Genomic DNA, 17,592 nt, shown 5'->3' with positions numbered 1-17,592 from the left:
ACGGAGTGTTTCGGATGACCGCGTTTTTGATTTTCAGCTTTCTGGTAGGTGCCGTGCTGGGCCAACGCTTTCGCGTGTTGGTGCTGCTGCCGGTCACATTCGCCCTGATGCTCACCGTGCTGCCGGTCAGCCTCGTGACCAGTCTTGGCGTCCTCGAAGGCCTGAAGGCTGCGGCCTTTGCAGCCATTGCGCTCCAGGCCGGCTACCTCTTTGGCTCGGCCGCTCGCTTCAGCCTTGCCGCCGCCCGGGCCGCGCGCGTGTTTGCCCGTCCGGTCAAGAGCGCTCGCTGATCTCCCTCAGCTAATCTCTTGCGCTCGACCGTTCGCACGCATGCGGAGGATCACAGTCAAGTTGTTGGCCCGCGCCGACCTTTGCTTGAAAACCACCCGCTCGCTTGTATGGTGACCTGATCGTTTCAGGAATCCGCATCGAGCGCGCCGTTTGTCCCTCGCTTATTTTGCCCTCATCGTTTCCATCGTTTCCGCATCCGCTCTCGAAATCGCCGGCGCCAAGTTCGGTGCGCAGCTCGGGATGATGGCTGCCGCGCTGAGCTTGCTGGCAGCCACGCTCAGCGCGCGAAAAGCCGACTACGACCACTATGTCCGCGCGACCTCCTGGGCCCGCTGGATCCTGATCGCCATTCCGCTGCTGATCGCCGCGCAACTGATGCCGCTTCCGCTGGGCTTCGGGCATCCGATCTGGGCGAGCGCTCGCGACGCACTTGGTGGCCTCCCGTTCGGGCCGGTCACCGCCGATCTTGGCTTGACCCTGAACGCGCTGATGCTGGCGCTGGCAGCAACCGCGCTGCTCGGCGTAACCATTGTGGTCGTCCGCGATCGCGGCCGCGCCGAGCTTGTCCTGTTTGTCCTCGCTGGCATCACAGCGGTCTCCGCCTTGACCCTGGATCTGCACCGGCTCTCGCCGGCCATTGCGGGGGCGACCGCAACGTCCGAGTTCGCGACGACCCTGGCAGGGTTCGGCCTCGTCCTGAATCTTGCCGTGATGCAGCTTGCCGCGGAGCGGGCCGAAACGCATCACTCGCTGCTTCGCTCGATCATGCTTGGCCTGCTCGGCCTTGCCGGAGCCCTGATCAGCGCAGCCGCGGTGTTCGGCCTTTCCGGGACCAACAACGCGATCGCCGCGGGCTTCGGCGTCGTATTGATCCTTCTGATCCTCGTCATCCGCCGGCTTGATCTGTCGCCCTTGGCGGCGAGCGCGCTCGCCGCCGCCGCGCTGATCGGATCGGCCATTGTCTTGACCTTCCTGTTCGAACAGAGCTCCGGGCCGATCCTCCTGCGGCTCAACCCCGACATCGGCGCGGAAACGCGGGCTGCGCTGGAGCGGATGTTGGCGGACACACGCTGGTTCGGCGCGGGCGCAAGGACGTTTTCGGCGGTCGGCAGGATCTATCAGAGCGATGCCGGAGCGGCCTTGGCGGCGCCGTCGACGGCAACAGCGATCTTCGCCGGCATGGGAGCGATCGGTCTTGCTCTTGCGTTGCTGGCAGCCCTGATCGCTTTGGTACGGCTGTTCTTCGGTGCTTTGCAGCGCGGACGCGACTCGTTCTTCCCTGCGGCCGCCGCGGCCTGTGTTCTGTTTGCGCTGGTTCAGAGCTTCGCAGGTCCCGGATTGCTGCGGCCCGCAGCAATCCTGTGTCTTGCGGTGATCGTGGGACTGGGCCTGTCGCAGAGCGTCGGCCAGTCCGGATCACGATAGAGCGCGGGTGATCAGACCGCGCGATCGCCGAGGGAAGCCCAGTAGTTCGGGTTCTTGGGCGACTGAATGCGGACCCAGCGATAGGGCTTCTTCGACCACGGCAGGATGTGACCGGAGAGATTGTCGAGCACGAGATCGCCGGAGAAAGTCCGCACCACGACCACGAGATGATGCTCGCCCCAGGTGGTCACGACCTCGCTGAGCAGCACCGAGCGCGCCGGAAAGCCCATGGCGATCAACTCGTGGCGTTTTGTCACAGCGTAGTCGTTGCAGTCGCCGCTGGTCGGATGCAGCAGCCATTTCTCGCCGCGCAACCCTTCGAGATTGGCCTCCGGATGAATGGCGGTATTGACCTGCCGGTTGACCTCTTGCATTTGCGCCATCCGCTCCGCCGTGAGCTTCAGCCGGCCGCCACGGAACACGATCTGCTGCGGCCGCGGCTTGCACTCGTCCTTATACTTCAGGCAAAACAGCGTGTAGGCCATCGGCGCCAGCGTCGGCTGGTCGAACTTGATGTACTGGATGGCGCCGCGCAGCCCCAAGGGCGCACCGACGAAAGCGGCTTCAGCACGCTGCTGCACCCCTGCAGCACCGACGATCGCGGCCACGGCCGCCAGGAACTTTACAATCTTGCGCATGTCGCGCTCCCCGTTCTTGTTGAGGAAACGCTACGCGAGACGTCTTGAAATACGGCTCAAAGGCCGCACGATCCTTTAATCAAAATGCGGACGACTTGGTCGGAAACAATTAAGAATACCGATGTGTAACTTGTTCTGCTAAGAGCGGTCACGACGTTCCGCTCGTGACGCTGGATGCGATTCGACCGACCTGATGGGCCTTTCCTCGCGCTTTCGAAAGAAAACCAAGCCTCGGCTCCCCGATGGCATTCGCGTCTATGCAATCGGCGACGTGCACGGCCGCGCCGATCTGCTTCAATCGCTGTTAACCGTCATCGACGCCGATCTTGCCCGCTCCGCCCCCGAGCGGGCCATTCAGGTCTTTCTCGGCGACTATGTCGACCGCGGCCCGGACTCCCGCGCCGTTCTCGATCTGTTGATCGCGCGCTCGAAATCGCACGAGACGGTTTGCCTGAAGGGCAACCACGAGGTCTTCCTGCTCGAGGTCCTCAAGGACCCCGCCCGCCTCCAGGAGTGGCGCCACTATGGCGGCCTGCTGACGCTGGTCTCTTACGGCATCACGCCGACCATGAACCCGTCCGCGGAGCAGCAGGTCGAGCTGATCGACGGACTGAAGCGCGCGCTGCCGCCGGAGCACCTGACCTTCCTGCAGCAACTGCCCTCGTCCTTTACCTGCGGCGACTTCTTCTTCGTCCATGCCGGCGTCAAGCCCGGCGTCGCGCTCGAGCGCCAGAAGGATGAAGACATGCTCTGGATCCGCGAGGAGTTCCTGGCGTCCGAGGAGCGCTTCGGCAAATATATCGTCCACGGTCATACGCCGGTCAGCGTGCCCGACATTCGCCCGAACCGCATCAACATCGACACCGGCGCCTACGCGACCGGCAACTTGACGCTGTTGACGATCCAGGGCGATAGTCTGATGGCAATTTAAGGTCCCCGCTTTCCCTTCAATCGCGTATTTGCTTTGCCCTCACAGGCCGCGTCGATTCCACCATGAACCGCATGATCCTGCTTCGCGTTATCGGCATTTGCGCCGCGATCCTGCTGGCGCTTCATGCCGCCATGGCCTTCTACGGCGATTTCGTCCGACCGGATTTTCGCGCCATCGATTTGTTCTCGGGCGAGATCCCGCCCGAGAAGGCAAAGCTGGCGGCCGGCGGTGCTCTGGCATCGTTTTCGCTGGATGGGGACCTGCTCGCGAACTACGCGGCGGCGAAGGCCGCTGACGTTCTTCATCGGCCCGCAGTCGATGCGGACGGACGAGCCCGCGAGAACAAGGCCGCCCAGGCCGCCGTGGTCTCGGCCTTGAAGGTTTCGCCGATCAGGCCCGCGCTCTGGCTCACGCTCGGCACGCTGCAGGCCCAAGCCGGCGAAGCGGCAACGCCGGCGGTGAAGATGTCCTATTTGACCGGATCGGTGCCGATCGACGTCGCCTTCGCCCGCGTCCGGACCGTGACCTCGGGCGCCGCCGCGACGGATGAGGAGATCAAGCTGCTGGCGCAGTCCGACATCCGCTCCGCGCTGGCCAATCGCTCCCGTTACGAGCCGCTGCTGATCGCGGCCTATGTGCAGGCCACGCCGCAAGGCAAGTCGCTGCTGCTCGACACCACGAAATTGACCGATCCCAAGTTCAACGAGATCCTGCGGCGTTACTGAGCCTCAGCGCACCGATTTCGGGTTGACCGGCACAAAATCCTGATCGCGGCGCGGCTGATCGGATCGACCCTGGTAGACGAACATGCCCTTCTTGGTCGTGACGATGTCGCCTCGCTGCAGGCTGTCGTCGCGGAGCAGACGTTCGGTCGCGACGAGGTCCGGATCTTCCGGGATCGGCTTGTAGAGCTCCGGATGCTCCCGCCGCTCGCGCGAGACATCCTTGGCCCGCCGCCGCGCCTCCTCGATGCGTTGCCGCCATTCGTCGCGCGAGACTTCCGGCTCTTTGGGCGGAAGATAGTCGCTGATAGAAGGCTCCGGATCGGTCTGAGCAAGACACAGGGACGGACTGGCAAGACAAAGACCGACCGCACCGGCCATGGTTGCGACTGCTCCAGCCAGCGCCACAAGCCGGCGTTCGCCAGCTGGCAATTGGTCAGGTCGAACGGTTCGCATATCGATAAATCCAAAGACACATCACAACAACGGCGATTGGCCGCAAACGCTTGGGCGCAAGGCTTTCAGTCTATCGCTTTGCCGATTGCAAGGAAGCGAATTCGCGGGCAGGATTTCGTTTTTGGTCTGAGGATTTTGATCGTGGCTCGCATCATTGCTTTGCTGATTTTGATGATCTGCTTCGGCGTGCAGCCCGCGAGAGCCGGCCAAATCGAATACCCGCAAGTCATCCATACTCAATATGAGGCTGTCGATCAGAAGACCGGCGGGCACTTCGTCCTGTGGTCCGAGCGCGAGAAGATCTTCTACGGCCTCGACCAGAAGCTCTTCCCTGGAGCACGTTACGTCGAGATCACCCAGGTGACCCCGAGCGTCGGTTCGATCACGCTGACCTATGTCGAAGTGCGCACGGTTGGCAGCACCACCTCGGACTATCTCTATTTGGCTGGAAATGTCCGCTTCCGCGTCTCCGGAATGACGCTCAAGTCCAGCAACTTCCCTGCCGGCGGCGGGATGACACCAAACGGGCAATAACCGGACCTCGGCGCCGTCCCCTCAAAAATCGAAAAACAACCCCATGCACAGTAGCCGGCTCCCATCAAATCAATGGGTTACGACTTTCCGAAATCGAGATTGACTTCCCGGGCAAAACAGAGGGCAGACCGGCGTGGCCCGGAGAGGGGGCCCGGCTGATGGCCGATGAACCCGCGATCCGCGCCGGAACCGACAACGGCTCTCTTCTAAGACCTCATTAGCTCCTTGCTGCTAGCTTCGGCATCCCTCCGTGGAGTTGCCGGGCATGCGTGCAAGACCCTTATTGCTGTCAGGTATTGCCGTCGCGGCTTCCGTGGTGTCGGGCCTCGCGGCGCACGCCAGCCCCCTCTGCATAAAGGAACGGACGCCGTTTGCCCTGTCGCACGATACGGTGAGATGGACGATGTCGATCGCGCCTGGCGCGGAGTGCATCCAGGGCCTGCGCTGGTCCTACATGCAGATCTTCAACGTGTCGGTCGTCAGCGCCCCCTCGCGAGGACAATTGGCCGTGGTCGGGTCCGGCTTCCGCTATTCGGCGGAAAACGAAACGCGCGGCACCGACAAGTTCACGCTGCTGATCTCGGGCAAGAACCGACATGATTCGGGAACTTCGACCCTGGAGGTCGAGGTCAACCCGCAACAGCCAGGAGGCTGGCGAACGGTGAACGGCGCGGCTAGCGGTGGCTCGACGCGCTGCCCCGGGTTCTGCTCCCATAGTATGGGCGGGCGCGTCCGCTCCCGGTGGTGACCGGCGGCTCGATCCGGCTTGGGATGTTCCGCGTCGCATTGGGTGGCGCGGGCTGCGACGGATTGACGATGGTCACGTTGCGGTTGGGCGTCGAGGGGTCGTTGACGCCCTGCGCCCAGGCAGCGGCGGGCACAAGCAACGCAATGGCGATCAGAACTGGTCGTTTCATATGATATCTCCCGAGCGTGAACGTCAGGGAGGCGATCACCGTTCCTTCACGCTTCGTTGGGTCGCAGCCTCAGCGGGGAACGGCGACCAGCTTGCCGTCGCGCCAGACGCCTTGCGCCGACTTTCCGGCCGGAAGCCCCGTCACATGCCGGACCGCGGTCGGCCGGGACGCCGCCTGGGTGGTTTGCGCCTTCTTCGTCGGCGTCGTGATGATGCTGGAGCTCGTGGTGTTGGCCTGATCCTTGATCCCCTGCGCAACGGCAGGCGAGGCCAGGAAGGTCAAGACCGAGAGGACTGTCAGAACGCCGCGCATGGTTGAACACCGGAAAGAGGAGCTTGGCGAAATGTCACAGGTTTTCCCCTAAAAGCAAGCGCCTTCAAGGGACCGAGAGGGACGTCGGCAGACCCGTTCATCCGCGGGAGAGCTGCCTCGATCGCGAGGTTTCAGGCGGAAAAACCTAGCGAAATGGCCTTATCCGGGCTACTTGATCGCCTTGATGACCGACTCCGGTGAAACTGCGGCCAACGCCCCCTCGGCGCAACAGATCAAAGCCGGGTTTATCCGTCTCCTGTCGAGCCGCATCCGCGCCGTATCCGACGATCCCCAGCAGATGCGGGAGATCGTCTATGAGTTGGCGCGCGTCAAGCTGCTGGAGCAATTCACCCACACCGAGGCGCGGGAATCCCGCGAGCTCCAGCAGGTCCTCGAACGTGCCATCAAGGAGGTCGAACGTTCCTTCGAGCGCAGCGCCGCGGCGGAACAGCAGAAACTGGTCGCGGCAACCACCGCTCCGGTGACCCCGGCGGTCCAAACTTCGACTCCCCCACCCGTTCCGGTGCCGTCACCGGTTTCGGCTGCGCCGTCCAGCCCGAAGGACACGGGAGCACCGCGCCGTCCTGCGGATTCGCTCGACCGACCCAAACGAAGCGGCGCCTTCAAGTCTCTGGTTCGACTGGCAATCATCCTCCTGCTCATTGGCGGGGGCGCGACCGCGGCTGTCTATTGGCCTCGGCTGAAGTCACAACTGACCAACTTGTCGCAGACGGTGCCGCCGCCCGAGCGAGCACCGAACGGCCCGCAATCTCAGCCGGGCGCCAGTCCGCCTCCCGCCGTGAGCGAGGCTGTTGAACGGACCCCGGATAGTCAGAAGGAGCCGGCGCAGGCTGCACAACCTTCGATGCCTCTGCCGACGACGTTCGGCGTCTACGCCTTGAGCGAGGGCCAGCTCCATGAGCTCAAGTCGGTACCGGGCAAGATTCCGGACCGCCGCGTCGCGATCTCGGCGGCCATCAACACGCCGAGCGCGACCACGCTGATGGACGGCGACGTCAAGTTCATCGTGTTCAGGCCCGACGGTGGTGTCGATGCAAGCGGGACCGAAGTTCGGGTCGTGGCGAAAGTCTCACGCGCCATGGGGGTCGATGCCACCGGGAAAGCCGCGATGGTCAGCGCGGGCGATTCCTGGGTCATTCGCAGCATGTCCTATCCCTACAAGGTGGGACCGGTCGAGGATCAGCAGAGGATGCTGTTGCTGCAACCGGAGCAGGACGGCTTTACGCTCACTCCCGGCCGCTACGTCGTGGTGATCAAGGGCATGGGCTACGACTTCACGGTGGCTGGAACGGTCACCGATCCCAATCAATGTGTCGAACGCATCAATGCTGCGAACGGCGCGTTCTACTCGCCCTGTCCGCCACCGCGGCGCTAGCCGAACCCTGATTTCTCACTTTGACGGCTTGCTGTCCTTGGGCGCGTCCGCCGGAGCGTCATCGACCTTGCCGTTGTTCGCGACGCATTTCTCAAAATATTGGCGCCGGTCCTTGGAGGTACCCTTGGTGCTGCCGGCCGCCGGGTTGCCAATTTGCTTGGGCGGAAAGGCCTTGGCCACCGCCGCATCGCATGCGCGCGCCACTTCCGCGGTGATGGCCGATGCCGTTGCCGGCGCAGCCAGGGTCAACACGCACGCCAATCCAACCAACCTCTGTATATTTCTGACCGGCACCTTGTTGCTCCCATGAACCGTGAACGTTTGCCGGAACCATAGCAAAAAGGATCGAGGCGCCAAGCGGCAAAGCGGCGCCGATTGTCACGCGGTCAACTTTGCTTGCGGAGACATCGCATACAGCAGCACCGCGGACAGCGTCGAGATACTTGAGACACCCCAACATGGGTGCGCTGGTTCGACACCGCAGAGGGTTTGGTCCGATGACGAACTATTGCAGCTAGGGGACTACGATGAAAGTGCGACTGCCGGAAAATGCCTCGATCTGAGAAGCAATGGTCAAATCAACACTTTTCACCCCGTCCTGGATGTAGACGTCGAAATCCAGAAATGTGTTGGTGGGCGCGGGCGCGAATCGAACAATATAGTTTGTGACGATCGTCTTCGACGTCATGTCTGCCGGGTTGATCTGCCAGAACTGCGGATCGAAGCTTGATGCCAGCGACTGTTCCCGGTCAACAAACGCGTGCCATGGTCGAATGAGGCCCGGGATATTTCGAAGCTCTTTCGGACCAGAACCGTTTGCATGCGCGCTATTCCACTGTTCAATGGTCCCCCGGAAGGGATCTCCCCTTGTCTCGGGGACCGGCTGGACCTCTGTGTCTGAAGTTGTCGGATAGCCAAACCATCCCGGCGTTCGCACCAGCGAGACATGAGTGGTTTGATCCAGAGAAAGCGTACGCTTCGATTTTACCGAGTAGAAAGCTGCGGCCGTGTCAGCATTCCGGAAATTGTTCATGAAGCCAAGCTTGAGCCTCGAGCCGAACTGACGTCGGCTAATCCTCACACAGGGATCAAGGACGTAATAGCGTCCAGAGGCACTCAGTAACAACGTCCCCAGGTTTACCGTTCTCGCATCCTCGATCGGCTTGGGCGACGAAAAACATTCGCCCCACGCTTCAGAACACAAAGCGAAGAGGAGCGACGCAAGAATCACGTACTTCTTCATGCTGACGCTCCCGGGTCCACAGCCTTGTCGCTCAAGGCGCTCAGCGCAATTTGCGAGATGATGAGGGTCCAAAGAATGGGAAGAACGGCCGACATCGCCGACACGATCGGATTCACGTTTTCGGTAGGAATGTGGAGGGCGCCAATCGCGTCGATCAAGACTGATGCCAGCTGGGCATTGGCAAGCGAAATCGCGAACACGGCGGAGGTGCCCACTAAAAAATAGCGATGCCAGCGATTTGCTATCTTGGTCACGTGCCGAAAATAGAGGGGGCTGAGGCAAAGAATGACGAGGAAGCTAATGACGACCGGGTAATTCTGCTCCTCAGGAGCCTGGAAGGCACTCCCCAAACTAGCCTTGGTGCTGATGAATGCCGCTGTCACGTCGGCAGGCAACATTTTGCTAAATCGATCTAACCCGGTATCGGACGACTGAATTGGGGCCGGCATCAATATCTCCTACGCGAGCGCCAGACCAATGGCTCGTTGAATGATGTCGGCAATCGCTGCTGCCGCCTCGACGTTCTCCTGGAACTCTTTCGCGGAATTGATCTCGCTTTGGATATCCGCATTTGCTGATTTGAGGTCGGCAATTGCCCGTTTGAGTTCTTCCGATTCATCAGCGGCCTGAAGTTGGGCGTTCTGCAGTCCGAACAAATATTCGCGGAGCCGCCTTATGGCGGTTGCCATTGCCGCCCTTGTCTCGGGCGGCGCCACGTTTTGGTTTTGGTAGTCCGCCTCGAGCAGATTGATGTAGTTTTGGAGGCTCGGAATGATTAGAGTTCCGGCTTGAGCGAATTGCTGGCTGTTTGCCATCATCAAGCGCCCTTCTTCACGGCCGCATCCAGCGCCTGTGCCTTCTCAAGGAAGTCGAGCAGCAGACCGGCAGCATCGGTAAACGAATAGGTCGGATCCTTAGCCGCGCGGACGACGGCTCTGTGAGCCAAAAGAAGGGCTCTGAACGGGACGCGCGAATCCGCCGTTGCCAGTTCGTTCAGGCTTTTCTCTTGAAGGCTTAGCTCGTTGGTCAATCGCGCCTGCTCGGCAGGATCCGTGGACCTCCTAAGGGCTTCAGCCTGCTCTTGAAGATATCCCCTCTCAACACCGATAACGATGCCTTGAAGCTGATAGGACGTAGCCCCCAAGGACGTTATCGCATTCTCGATACGATATCGGTTTCTGATGATCGCCGCTCTTAGAGCCTCGACACGCTGCGCCTCAATAACCTCGCTTGCTACAAATCCTACAAGATCTAGCGCCGCAAGCACTGTAGCGGACTGCCGGACTTGCGATCCGAATGATTTGACGCCCGCGCGCGCCGCGGAGTCGATTTTTCCGACGGCTTTCTGGATCGCTTCGGTATCTTTGGCAGCGGCCAGCTCTGCAAGCCCGTTGCTGTAAGCAGTTACTTGCGCCATGTAGAGAAGAGCATTTGGTATGGTCGACTTCGGTGGCGGAAGCCCTTCGAACGTGCAGCCTCTTCCTATTTCGCAAGTCCCAATTCTAAGATTCTTGAGCTGCGCTCGGATCTGGATTCTGCGCTTTATCTCATTGTTGCGTTCATCAAGCTTAGCGAGTGCCGACTGGCTCGCGACGACCCCCTTCGCGAAAGTACTGATCGATTCTTTGTAAGGCTCTGTGGTGCAAGCTCCGAGCCACAGCGTGCAAACAACGGCTACCGCGCAACGCACGGAACGCATCGGCCCCTCTCCCCATCCAGCTCCTGAATCGAGTTGATCACGCAAATTTCTGACAATCAATCAGATTGTGCTGTGAGATAAACACCACCACCAATGTCGGGCGACCGCACCAAGTGGTCAGGGTAAGGCGCCTGCACCCTCGGTCATTTGTGCGGCGCATTATTTCGTCCGATGAAAACGTCGAGTGAAACGCCCACCTGAAAAATCCAGGGCTGGATCCGCTAGTTTCGTGAGGACTGATAGGCCGAGGCGGTTGCGCCAACTGCTAGGACTGTCTCCGAAAAACCTGGGACGGGCTCGGAATAGCCTCGTTATGAACTGCCGCGGGTTTGCCGAGGCTCCAACTCTTGGGCGGATGGAGCCATGATAAGCAAGACGACGAACAATTTTGTCTGAAGGTCTGGGCCGGATAATTCTGGATCGCGCCAACAAGCTCCCGTCGCGGTGGGCGGCGGCGACCTCGCGGCCAAGATCCGCTGCGCGCCGCAGACGCTGCGTGACTGGGCCAAGAAGGTCGAGTGGTTCAGGCCTCTCGACTTTGACCGATCGACTCCAAAAGCCAATCCGCTCTAGCTATTGAGCTGCGGCGGCTTGAAGTCCGGGAAGCGCGTCAGCATTGCGGTCTTGACGAACTTCAGGTGCGCAATGCTGGTCGCCAATTCCTTGAGCCGGCGCTGGCCGTTCGAGATGTCGGCCGCAAAAAGGTCCTGGTGGTGATTGTCGAGCGCCTCGCGCTCGAGATACTCGTCGGTGCCGTTTCCGAAGGTGACGGATGCACGCGCAAGTGCGTCGTCGACACGCCGGTTGAGGCCGGCCTGCTCTCTCTCCGCTTCCTGCAACGCCGTTTCGATCGCCGCCATGACCGCACCGATCCGCGTGCGGTCGGTCTCCGCGTCACGCTCCGCGGAGCGGGCCTTGAAACCCTTGTCCTCGCGGCGGGAGCCGAGAAGATTGTGTGCGCGCGCTCTCAGGAACAGCTGAAACATTTGGGCCATCCCCACATTCGAGATTTAGGCGGCTACCATCGGTCAGACATAGTTAACAAAGCCTAAATCAGGCGTCCGCTCCGCCTGGCTCCGTGCGATCCACACCCGCCAGGCGCCTTCGTGCTTGGAGTAGAGCTCAAGCCATCGAACGTCGTCAACCGCGGCGGCAGCCTTGCCCATGCCGGTCTCGGTCACGATTTGCGGCCTCTCTGCTGCGACATCCAGCGCTTCGAATTCCGCCGTCTCCTGCAGCGACAGGCCGATCAGAACACGATGCCCTTGCGCGTCGACGAAATACCTGCGGGGGGCGTTGTGCCGTTGATCAATCATTTGAATGACCCTCGTTCATGATCCACGGACCCGGAAGATCTTTCAGACGCCGGCCATAGCTGCAAACAAACGCAATCGAAATGAGGACGCAGATCGTCGCGCCCAGCAACGCAATGAGATACGTCATCTATGCCCACCTGCGCGCCCCGGAAAAATGGAGCGGCCAAACTTTCGCTATCAATTGTTCCGTCTTAGGCTGCCTTTCCAAAGCGCTCAAGGACGGCGACGGATTAACCTAACCGCCCATGGTTATTTCGGCGTCGCCCCGACGTCCATTCATCGGGGTGGCGTGCCCTGATTACGATGGCCTCTGAGCTCGACCGGCCTCCATCGAGGCCGGAGTATAGGGTGCGTAAAGACGATATCGTGCCGATCGCCTCCACGAGCGCCACGCCCGCACACCATAGCCGCAGCAAAAGCCCGCTGCGAAAATCGAAATCAAAACCAAGACAGCCAACATCTGGAATGTTCCCACGTTTGCCGGAACGCTCCTCCCGCGCTCATTTCATCTTTTCGGTGTGTCGACTTCAAGCTCGGCACCGCTGAAACTTTTGTCAGACGAACATGAAGTTTGTGCAACGTGGTGCTTGAAGATTGGTCGGCACGCGAGGGCACCAAGCGCGGAGAAGAGGCTCTCTTTCTTCTTTTTACCAGAACTCGACGCGGCGACGCCATGAACCCTCGTTCATGGCGCGCATGATGACGACCGTCTTCGGCGGGCTCCAGACAGCCCGCGGCGACTGACGGAAAGCCTCCGTCGTCGGTGCGACTTCGTCGGCTCCAACCATCGCCACCGGCAGCGCAGTGCATCGGATTCGCCACGAAATACCGTGGTTATACGGGGCGCCCCGTGCCGACTTCATCGCAGTAAGGTTGAGCAGTTAGCTTAATCCGCGTTGCTTGTTGCGAAGTCTCGCGAAACGCATATCCATCTTCGCACCAGGCTCCCCCAAGCCTGGCCCCACCCAAGCAAAGCCGTCGAGCGAACATGGGTCGCTTGGCGGCTTTGTCATTGTGTCGAAGAGGATGGTTTCGGTTATGGCGCGCAAGCCCTGGTCGTTCAAGGAAGACCGCCGGCTCATGGAGCTGGCCAAGTCTTCAGCCTCGCTGGAGGAGGCGGCGAAACTTCTCGGCCGTTCGCCGGATGCGATCAAGCGCATGGCCTTGCGGCTTGGTCTTTCGTTAAAGTCGAAGACGGGAAAGAAGACGTAGGCCTCGGCAATGCGGCCACGCTCGCCGTGAGCCTTGCAGAACGATTTCCCGCTTCGGCGCGCCAGCGGGCGCAGAGGCTCGTGGCGGTGACGACGAACGACCTCAACGACAGGACCGGCAGGTCACCCCAGAGGCCCACGGTCACCTCGCAGATGCAACATTAGTTTCCGGCGCCATTACCTCGGCGGGACGGAACCAAACCCACGCTTGGAGGTTGATTCCGGTCCCACAGCGAGGTCTGGCAGTGCTCCACTTTGCCATTTCCGCGGTCCTGGTCTGGCTGGCGATCAACATCGCCTTCGTGGTGCTCCGGTTGCGGGCCACCCACCACCCCGGCCCCTACATCCACAATTCCAGCGCCACTTATCCGGAGGCGATCCCCCTGAGCCAACGGCCCGGACGGTGAGACTCGATCGGCCGCTTTGCAGCCGATCAGCCGGCGCCTCAGGCTAGTTGCGCGTCTTCTTCTGGGACCCCATCCCGGGGCTGGTTCCATAGTTGGGGGTCCCTGTCCCCTTGAAAGCACCACCCATGCTGTCCGAACCGGAATTCGTCGCCGTGCCGCTGCGTGTGGTGGGCTGATTGCCCGCGGGCTGGTCTTTGGTCCCCTGCGCCAAGGCCACGGAGCTTCCGACGACCAACGACAGGAGGAGGAGGCTTAACGTCCTGATCATACTGCTCAACTTTCATGCTCGGGCCGCGTGACCATCGGTCAGGCAACCACTCGGTCGCCCATCCGCGCCGGTCGGCCCGTTAAACCCTATCTTAGCCCCCGCTGGCTAGGATCAATTCCCAAGATAGCGCTCAAGATAGTTCTCAAGATAATTCGCTAGCCTAGTCCCCTGCCTCTCCTGAATTCCGCCCGGACCGGATGAGACACCAGCGACCGAACCTTCCGTTTGTAGCGCTCGTGCTTGCGAGCATGATGGCGTTTGGGCTGGCGGGCCATTTTGCGGCAGAGGCAGTCATTCGCCACCAGCAGGCGCACCAGCTGAACGAGCTGACCGAGGTGGTTCTGCGCCGCTCCGAACTCGCTGTCGATTTTGCAGCGGCTAGCCTCGACGAACTCGCCAAGCGCGATCTTGCCAGCTGCGCACCGGCAGCGCTGCAAGCCATCCGGCTCCACGTCTACCAGCGCTCGGCGATCAAGGACGTCCGTCTCGTCAATCCGGACGGATCGGTGATCTGTTCGGCCTATTCCGAGACGCTCGAGTTCGACAAGGGATGGGCGGATCGTCGCGACATGCTGCCCTCGCAGGACAAGAGGCTTTCCCTGTTTCGCGTGGAGCAGTTCGGCGGCGACGCCTTGGGCGTGCTCAGTGACGTCAATCGCAGCTCCGCACTGGTTGCCATCGTCGGCATCAACGCCAATCTGTTCGATCTCATGCCCGCCGAGCTGCGCGCGCACAGCGAGGTGATCCTCGCCTTGAGCAATGGCGAGAAGCTCGGTGAATTCCGGCTCGATGCCGACAGGCCCCTGCCAGGGCCGATCAGCTTCGAGCGGCATTCCACGCGGTTGCCGCTTCATGCCACGATCCGGCTCGAGCACGCAGTGCTCTCGAGCTGGAACAACGAGGCTTACTGGCCGGCACTCGCGGTGGCCCTTGGACTTGGTGCACTCTTCGGCATCCTGCTGGCACGCAGCCGCCGGATGGAGGGGCCGGTCGCCGATCTCGACCGCGCCCTCGCAGCCGGCGAATTCAGACCCTATTACCAGCCCATCTTCGATCTCAGGACGGGCCGGATCACGGGCTGCGAGATTCTGGCGCGCTGGGTTCGTCGAGACGGCTCGGTGGTGCCGCCCATGAATTTCATTCCGCTGGCCGAATCCAGCGGGCGCATCCAGGTGATGACCTGGCAGATCCTGGGATCCGCGCTCTCCGACCTGAAGGCCGTGCTGAGGGCGGACAAGACCTTCAAGATGTCCGTGAACGTCGTGCCCAAGCACCTGCTGAGTGCCGGCTTCATCGAAACGCTGCGCCGCACGGTCCTGGCGGCGAGAATCTCCACGCGCCAGATCGTGGTCGAAGTGACCGAACGCGACGAGCTCGACGATCTCGCACGCGCCGCTTCCGTCGTGGCCGAGCTGCGTGACCACGGCTTCCGCGTCGCCATCGACGACGTCGGTGTGGGTCATAGCGGACTGTCGCGGCTGAAGGGGCTCGGCGCCAACACGATCAAGATCGACAAGTTCTTCGTCGACACCATCACCGTGGATGCATCGACCACGACGATCGTCGAGATGCTGGTCGCGCTCGCCAAGGACTTCCGGATGACGGTCGTCGCCGAAGGCATCGAAACCGACGAGCAGCGCCGTGCGCTGATCGCCTCCGGCGTCGAAGAGGGACAAGGCTATCTCGTCGCCGCACCGCTTCCCTTCGCCAAATTCAACGAGCTCGTCGCGTCACGCCGCCATACCGCGTCCGCGGCGCCGGCCGGCGATGTCCTGGTCGCCTGACCGGATCCCGCCGGGGATGCTTTAACGATATTCTCGTCTTTCAAAGCGGGATCGCAGCCGAGGGGCTATGCTGGGCCATGCGCCGAAATCACCTCATCGCAGCCGCGGGAATCTGCCTCGCCCTTATCGTCTATGCCACCCTGGCAAGACTGGCGGGACGGCCGGCGCTGATGGGGCATAGCGAAGCCTACTGGATCGTCGTGATCGAGCGCTTCAGCGCCTATGGCCTGCTCGGCTTCCTGCTGTCCTTCCTGTTGCCCGGCCGGCTCGTTTTGGCCTGCTCGCTCGTCGTGGCCGTCGCAATGGGGCTGGAAGTCCTGCAAGCGCTGACCCCCGATCGCGATCCGGGCTTCCTCGACGTGCTGCAAAAGGCGACGGGCGGGACCGTCGGCGTCATCCTCGCCCAGACGATCCTGGCCTTCCTACCCCGGCCGCCAGCCTGACAATCACGGCGCTGACAATTTGTTCAGCGCCGCGGGGACATCATCCCTACTTCATTATCTGCCCGCGCAGCTCGCCGCCCGGGTTCGCGGCCGTATGGATGTTCGCGTACCATTTCCCGGCCAACAGATCGGCTGCCTGAGCGTCGGTCAGCGTGGCGCTGCCCTGGATCGGGCTTTGGACCGTCTTGAACGGCAAAGCGATGCCGGCGTTCTTGCCCGCTTCGCTCGGACCATGGAAATGAGCTCCCATCGCCGGACCAGAGAGATCGGCATAGGTGACCGTGTAGGTCAGGACTTTCGTCTGGGTATCGAATGCGGCCTCGGCCTTGCCTGAACCCGTGGAGTTGTTCGGAGGCACTTCATTGCTGCCCTTGAGGTCGGCCTGCAGCTTGACGACATCCGCATGTGACGGCGCGGCTGTGACGATCAGCAGCCCACCGAGCATCGCCATTCCCAACGAAGTCACGCCGATCCGATACTTGGCTTTCCTCATGGCATTCTCCTGCGGGCACCAAGACCCGTCTCGGTTGAAACCCCGGCTCCGGCGATATCTTCCGGAAGACGAGACTATGCCTGATTCGCGATGAGCTATCGGAGTTCCGAGCGCGAAGCGCTTATGCCGCCCCGCGCTCGCGGAACCCGGTCGGTGCCAGCAGCTCGGCCATCTGCCGGTGTGTGCTCTGGAGCGCGGCGATGGCACCGTCGAGATCGAAATCCGCGTCGCGGATCGATGCGAAGAACTTCGCCGTCAGCGCCAGGTCGAGCTTGACGCGCGTTGCGCCGTCGCGGCTCTTGCGGCGGTCGAGCGACAAATGCAGGGCGCGCATCCTGGCTTCTGCCGGCGTGCAGCCGCTGAGTGTGGCCAGCTCGTCGTAGGTCATCCAGATCTGAGGCATGTTTTCGTCCGTCCTTTACAGCGGCCTCTTGCTAGCCTCGTGCACCTGAATGCTACGTTGCCGCGCCGCACGCACGGCCCGTTTCACGCGACAGCGTCAACGCAAGACTAAGATGCGGAAGGCTTCGAAGGTGCCGGGAACTGGCGCGGCCGCGAACGACTGTCGAGGCCCTTGGGCAATTTGTCGTTGAGCTTCACGACGGCGCCGCGAGCCTCCGCGGCCGGCACCGCGTCCTGGCTGTAGATCAGCGTCACCTCGAACATCACGTCGGGCGCCTGCCTGGCCGTTCCGGAACAGGTCGCCATCGCACCGCTGCACACGCCCGCGAGCTCGACTTCGACCTCGTCCAGACCGAACACGGTCGGCGGACCATCGGCGTGGCGCCGCGTGGTCAGAACCGCCGTGAAGCGCTGCTCGTCATCGAACCGATAGGAGCCGCCATAGGTGAAGAAGCTGTCGCTGCCGGAGATCCGCCCTTCCGTCAGATGCACGATGCCCGTGCCCTGCGCGCGCGGGGTCCTGAACCAGGCCGCGTATTTGCCGTCTCTCATCATGGTAACATCCACCGTAGAATTGACCGGTATTTGCAGCCAACTGTGCGGCGCGACAATGACCGATGCGGCGAGCATTCCGCCACGGTTAACGCCCTGCAAAACCAACACATCAAATTGCCGCCGCCGCGCGAGGCGGTGCCGGCGGCGCC

24 protein-coding genes are annotated in these 17,592 nt (G+C 61.8%); 11 read left to right on the top strand and 13 right to left on the bottom strand.

Going from position 1 to position 17,592, the window contains the following annotated elements; all coding sequences use genetic code 11:
* The first annotated feature begins 14 nt into the window (after positions 1–14).
* Together AC0WRY_RS07795 and AC0WRY_RS07790 are read left to right on the top strand one after the other, a co-directional pair.
* Positions 15–290 (top strand): hypothetical protein, encoded by a 276-nt coding sequence (locus tag AC0WRY_RS07795; protein ID WP_304489374.1) that lies wholly within the window; start codon positions 15–17, stop codon positions 288–290.
* Between the two features lie 151 nt (positions 291–441).
* Positions 442–1,716 (top strand): hypothetical protein, encoded by a 1,275-nt coding sequence (locus tag AC0WRY_RS07790; RefSeq protein ID WP_491122885.1) that lies wholly within the window; start codon positions 442–444, stop codon positions 1,714–1,716.
* Positions 1,717–1,727: 11 nt separating this feature from the next.
* Here AC0WRY_RS07790 and AC0WRY_RS07785 read toward each other — a convergent pair whose 3' ends face one another.
* Positions 1,728–2,354 (bottom strand): transglutaminase-like cysteine peptidase, encoded by a 627-nt coding sequence (locus tag AC0WRY_RS07785; RefSeq protein WP_491122884.1) that lies wholly within the window; start codon positions 2,352–2,354, stop codon positions 1,728–1,730.
* 193 nt (positions 2,355–2,547) lie between these two features.
* Here AC0WRY_RS07785 and AC0WRY_RS07780 point away from each other — a divergent pair, with 193 nt between their 5' ends.
* Both AC0WRY_RS07780 and AC0WRY_RS07775 read left to right on the top strand, forming a co-directional pair.
* The gene (locus AC0WRY_RS07780; protein WP_194406427.1) at positions 2,548–3,285 is read left to right on the top strand and encodes a metallophosphoesterase family protein; all 738 of its coding nucleotides are present in this window, start codon (positions 2,548–2,550) and stop codon (positions 3,283–3,285) included.
* A gap of 62 nt (positions 3,286–3,347) precedes the next feature.
* The gene (locus tag AC0WRY_RS07775; protein ID WP_491122883.1) at positions 3,348–4,010 is read left to right on the top strand and encodes a hypothetical protein; all 663 of its coding nucleotides are present in this window, start codon (positions 3,348–3,350) and stop codon (positions 4,008–4,010) included.
* Positions 4,011–4,013: 3 nt separating this feature from the next.
* Here AC0WRY_RS07775 and AC0WRY_RS07770 read toward each other — a convergent pair whose 3' ends face one another.
* Positions 4,014–4,388, bottom strand: a complete 375-nt coding sequence (locus tag AC0WRY_RS07770; protein ID WP_491122882.1) for a hypothetical protein — start codon at positions 4,386–4,388, stop codon at positions 4,014–4,016.
* 111 nt (positions 4,389–4,499) lie between these two features.
* On the opposite strand from AC0WRY_RS07770, the gene AC0WRY_RS07765 reads away from it, so the two are divergent.
* Both AC0WRY_RS07765 and AC0WRY_RS07760 read left to right on the top strand, forming a co-directional pair.
* Entirely contained in the window at positions 4,500–4,997 is a 498-nt protein-coding gene (locus AC0WRY_RS07765) for a hypothetical protein (RefSeq protein WP_491122881.1), read from the top strand.
* A 265-nt stretch (positions 4,998–5,262) separates the two neighbouring features.
* Positions 5,263–5,745 carry a hypothetical protein gene (locus AC0WRY_RS07760; RefSeq protein ID WP_491122880.1) on the top strand — a complete coding sequence of 161 codons (483 nt, stop codon included), beginning with the start codon at positions 5,263–5,265 and terminating at the stop codon, positions 5,743–5,745.
* Between the two features lie 238 nt (positions 5,746–5,983).
* Here AC0WRY_RS07760 and AC0WRY_RS07755 read toward each other — a convergent pair whose 3' ends face one another.
* On the bottom strand, positions 5,984–6,226 hold the full coding sequence (locus tag AC0WRY_RS07755) for a hypothetical protein (protein ID WP_194406424.1): 243 nt from the start codon (positions 6,224–6,226) through the stop codon (positions 5,984–5,986).
* Positions 6,227–6,410: 184 nt separating this feature from the next.
* Between AC0WRY_RS07755 and AC0WRY_RS07750 the strand changes: the two genes are divergently transcribed.
* Entirely contained in the window at positions 6,411–7,622 is a 1,212-nt protein-coding gene (locus AC0WRY_RS07750) for a hypothetical protein (RefSeq protein WP_194406423.1), read from the top strand.
* A gap of 15 nt (positions 7,623–7,637) precedes the next feature.
* On the opposite strand, the gene AC0WRY_RS07745 is transcribed toward AC0WRY_RS07750, so the two are convergent.
* From AC0WRY_RS07745 to AC0WRY_RS07715, 7 genes are all read right to left on the bottom strand, one after another.
* Entirely contained in the window at positions 7,638–7,874 is a 237-nt protein-coding gene (locus AC0WRY_RS07745; RefSeq protein ID WP_246776488.1) for a hypothetical protein, read from the bottom strand.
* Between the two features lie 262 nt (positions 7,875–8,136).
* Positions 8,137–8,865 (bottom strand): hypothetical protein, encoded by a 729-nt coding sequence (locus AC0WRY_RS07740; protein ID WP_194406422.1) that lies wholly within the window; start codon positions 8,863–8,865, stop codon positions 8,137–8,139.
* Complete coding sequence (locus AC0WRY_RS07735) at positions 8,862–9,314, bottom strand: hypothetical protein (RefSeq protein ID WP_491122879.1); 453 nt, start codon at positions 9,312–9,314, stop codon at positions 8,862–8,864. The genes AC0WRY_RS07740 and AC0WRY_RS07735 overlap by 4 nt, the downstream gene beginning before the upstream one ends.
* A gap of 9 nt (positions 9,315–9,323) precedes the next feature.
* A complete protein-coding gene (locus AC0WRY_RS07730; protein WP_194406420.1) occupies positions 9,324–9,683 on the bottom strand; it encodes a hypothetical protein in 360 nt (119 codons plus the stop codon).
* Positions 9,683–10,564, bottom strand: a complete 882-nt coding sequence (locus AC0WRY_RS07725) for a hypothetical protein (protein WP_194406419.1) — start codon at positions 10,562–10,564, stop codon at positions 9,683–9,685. Before AC0WRY_RS07725 ends, AC0WRY_RS07730 begins: the two co-directional genes overlap by 1 nt.
* A 569-nt stretch (positions 10,565–11,133) precedes the next feature.
* Positions 11,134–11,550 carry a hypothetical protein gene (locus tag AC0WRY_RS07720; RefSeq protein WP_194406418.1) on the bottom strand — a complete coding sequence of 139 codons (417 nt, stop codon included), beginning with the start codon at positions 11,548–11,550 and terminating at the stop codon, positions 11,134–11,136.
* Between the two features lie 42 nt (positions 11,551–11,592).
* The gene (locus AC0WRY_RS07715; protein WP_194406417.1) at positions 11,593–11,880 is read right to left on the bottom strand and encodes a hypothetical protein; all 288 of its coding nucleotides are present in this window, start codon (positions 11,878–11,880) and stop codon (positions 11,593–11,595) included.
* A gap of 1,038 nt (positions 11,881–12,918) precedes the next feature.
* Here AC0WRY_RS07715 and AC0WRY_RS07710 point away from each other — a divergent pair.
* From AC0WRY_RS07710 to AC0WRY_RS07695, 4 genes are all read left to right on the top strand, one after another.
* Positions 12,919–13,092, top strand: a complete 174-nt coding sequence (locus tag AC0WRY_RS07710) for a hypothetical protein (RefSeq protein ID WP_194406416.1) — start codon at positions 12,919–12,921, stop codon at positions 13,090–13,092.
* 244 nt (positions 13,093–13,336) lie between these two features.
* On the top strand, positions 13,337–13,498 hold the full coding sequence (locus AC0WRY_RS07705) for a hypothetical protein (RefSeq protein ID WP_491122878.1): 162 nt from the start codon (positions 13,337–13,339) through the stop codon (positions 13,496–13,498).
* 465 nt (positions 13,499–13,963) lie between these two features.
* On the top strand, positions 13,964–15,550 hold the full coding sequence (locus AC0WRY_RS07700; protein WP_491122877.1) for an EAL domain-containing protein: 1,587 nt from the start codon (positions 13,964–13,966) through the stop codon (positions 15,548–15,550).
* A gap of 77 nt (positions 15,551–15,627) precedes the next feature.
* The gene (locus tag AC0WRY_RS07695; RefSeq protein WP_491122876.1) at positions 15,628–15,993 is read left to right on the top strand and encodes a VanZ family protein; all 366 of its coding nucleotides are present in this window, start codon (positions 15,628–15,630) and stop codon (positions 15,991–15,993) included.
* Positions 15,994–16,039: 46 nt separating this feature from the next.
* Here the strand turns inward: AC0WRY_RS07695 and AC0WRY_RS07690 are convergent, their stop codons facing one another.
* The 3 genes from AC0WRY_RS07690 to AC0WRY_RS07680 all read right to left on the bottom strand — a co-directional run bounded on the left by AC0WRY_RS07690 (position 16,040) and on the right by AC0WRY_RS07680 (position 17,443).
* Positions 16,040–16,486, bottom strand: coding sequence for a CHRD domain-containing protein (locus AC0WRY_RS07690; protein WP_491122875.1), 447 nt, complete (start codon positions 16,484–16,486; stop codon positions 16,040–16,042).
* Positions 16,487–16,607: 121 nt separating this feature from the next.
* Positions 16,608–16,889, bottom strand: coding sequence for a hypothetical protein (locus AC0WRY_RS07685; RefSeq protein ID WP_194406411.1), 282 nt, complete (start codon positions 16,887–16,889; stop codon positions 16,608–16,610).
* Between the two features lie 107 nt (positions 16,890–16,996).
* Complete coding sequence (locus AC0WRY_RS07680; RefSeq protein WP_491122874.1) at positions 16,997–17,443, bottom strand: hypothetical protein; 447 nt, start codon at positions 17,441–17,443, stop codon at positions 16,997–16,999.
* Positions 17,444–17,592 lie beyond the last annotated feature (149 nt).

The organism is Bradyrhizobium sp. T-12, assembly GCF_058314695.1.
This window is presented reverse-complemented; position numbering and strand designations above follow the sequence as displayed.

Coding starts and splice junctions, on each gene's coding strand:
- AC0WRY_RS07750 (WP_194406423.1), top strand. CDS start 6,411: ATGACCGACTCCGGTGAAACTGCGGCCAACGCCCCCTCGGCGCAACAG.
- AC0WRY_RS07730 (WP_194406420.1), bottom strand. CDS start 9,683: ATGATGGCAAACAGCCAGCAATTCGCTCAAGCCGGAACTCTAATCATT.
- AC0WRY_RS07715 (WP_194406417.1), bottom strand. CDS start 11,880: ATGATTGATCAACGGCACAACGCCCCCCGCAGGTATTTCGTCGACGCG.
- AC0WRY_RS07755 (WP_194406424.1), bottom strand. CDS start 6,226: ATGCGCGGCGTTCTGACAGTCCTCTCGGTCTTGACCTTCCTGGCCTCG.
- AC0WRY_RS07780 (WP_194406427.1), top strand. CDS start 2,548: ATGGGCCTTTCCTCGCGCTTTCGAAAGAAAACCAAGCCTCGGCTCCCC.
- AC0WRY_RS07785 (WP_491122884.1), bottom strand. CDS start 2,354: ATGCGCAAGATTGTAAAGTTCCTGGCGGCCGTGGCCGCGATCGTCGGT.
- AC0WRY_RS07720 (WP_194406418.1), bottom strand. CDS start 11,550: ATGTTTCAGCTGTTCCTGAGAGCGCGCGCACACAATCTTCTCGGCTCC.
- AC0WRY_RS07735 (WP_491122879.1), bottom strand. CDS start 9,314: ATGCCGGCCCCAATTCAGTCGTCCGATACCGGGTTAGATCGATTTAGC.
- AC0WRY_RS07775 (WP_491122883.1), top strand. CDS start 3,348: ATGAACCGCATGATCCTGCTTCGCGTTATCGGCATTTGCGCCGCGATC.
- AC0WRY_RS07795 (WP_304489374.1), top strand. CDS start 15: ATGACCGCGTTTTTGATTTTCAGCTTTCTGGTAGGTGCCGTGCTGGGC.
- AC0WRY_RS07690 (WP_491122875.1), bottom strand. CDS start 16,486: ATGAGGAAAGCCAAGTATCGGATCGGCGTGACTTCGTTGGGAATGGCG.
- AC0WRY_RS07680 (WP_491122874.1), bottom strand. CDS start 17,443: ATGATGAGAGACGGCAAATACGCGGCCTGGTTCAGGACCCCGCGCGCG.
- AC0WRY_RS07700 (WP_491122877.1), top strand. CDS start 13,964: ATGAGACACCAGCGACCGAACCTTCCGTTTGTAGCGCTCGTGCTTGCG.
- AC0WRY_RS07695 (WP_491122876.1), top strand. CDS start 15,628: ATGCGCCGAAATCACCTCATCGCAGCCGCGGGAATCTGCCTCGCCCTT.
- AC0WRY_RS07740 (WP_194406422.1), bottom strand. CDS start 8,865: ATGAAGAAGTACGTGATTCTTGCGTCGCTCCTCTTCGCTTTGTGTTCT.
- AC0WRY_RS07760 (WP_491122880.1), top strand. CDS start 5,263: ATGCGTGCAAGACCCTTATTGCTGTCAGGTATTGCCGTCGCGGCTTCC.
- AC0WRY_RS07770 (WP_491122882.1), bottom strand. CDS start 4,388: ATGGCCGGTGCGGTCGGTCTTTGTCTTGCCAGTCCGTCCCTGTGTCTT.
- AC0WRY_RS07685 (WP_194406411.1), bottom strand. CDS start 16,889: ATGCCTCAGATCTGGATGACCTACGACGAGCTGGCCACACTCAGCGGC.
- AC0WRY_RS07710 (WP_194406416.1), top strand. CDS start 12,919: ATGGCGCGCAAGCCCTGGTCGTTCAAGGAAGACCGCCGGCTCATGGAG.
- AC0WRY_RS07725 (WP_194406419.1), bottom strand. CDS start 10,564: ATGCGTTCCGTGCGTTGCGCGGTAGCCGTTGTTTGCACGCTGTGGCTC.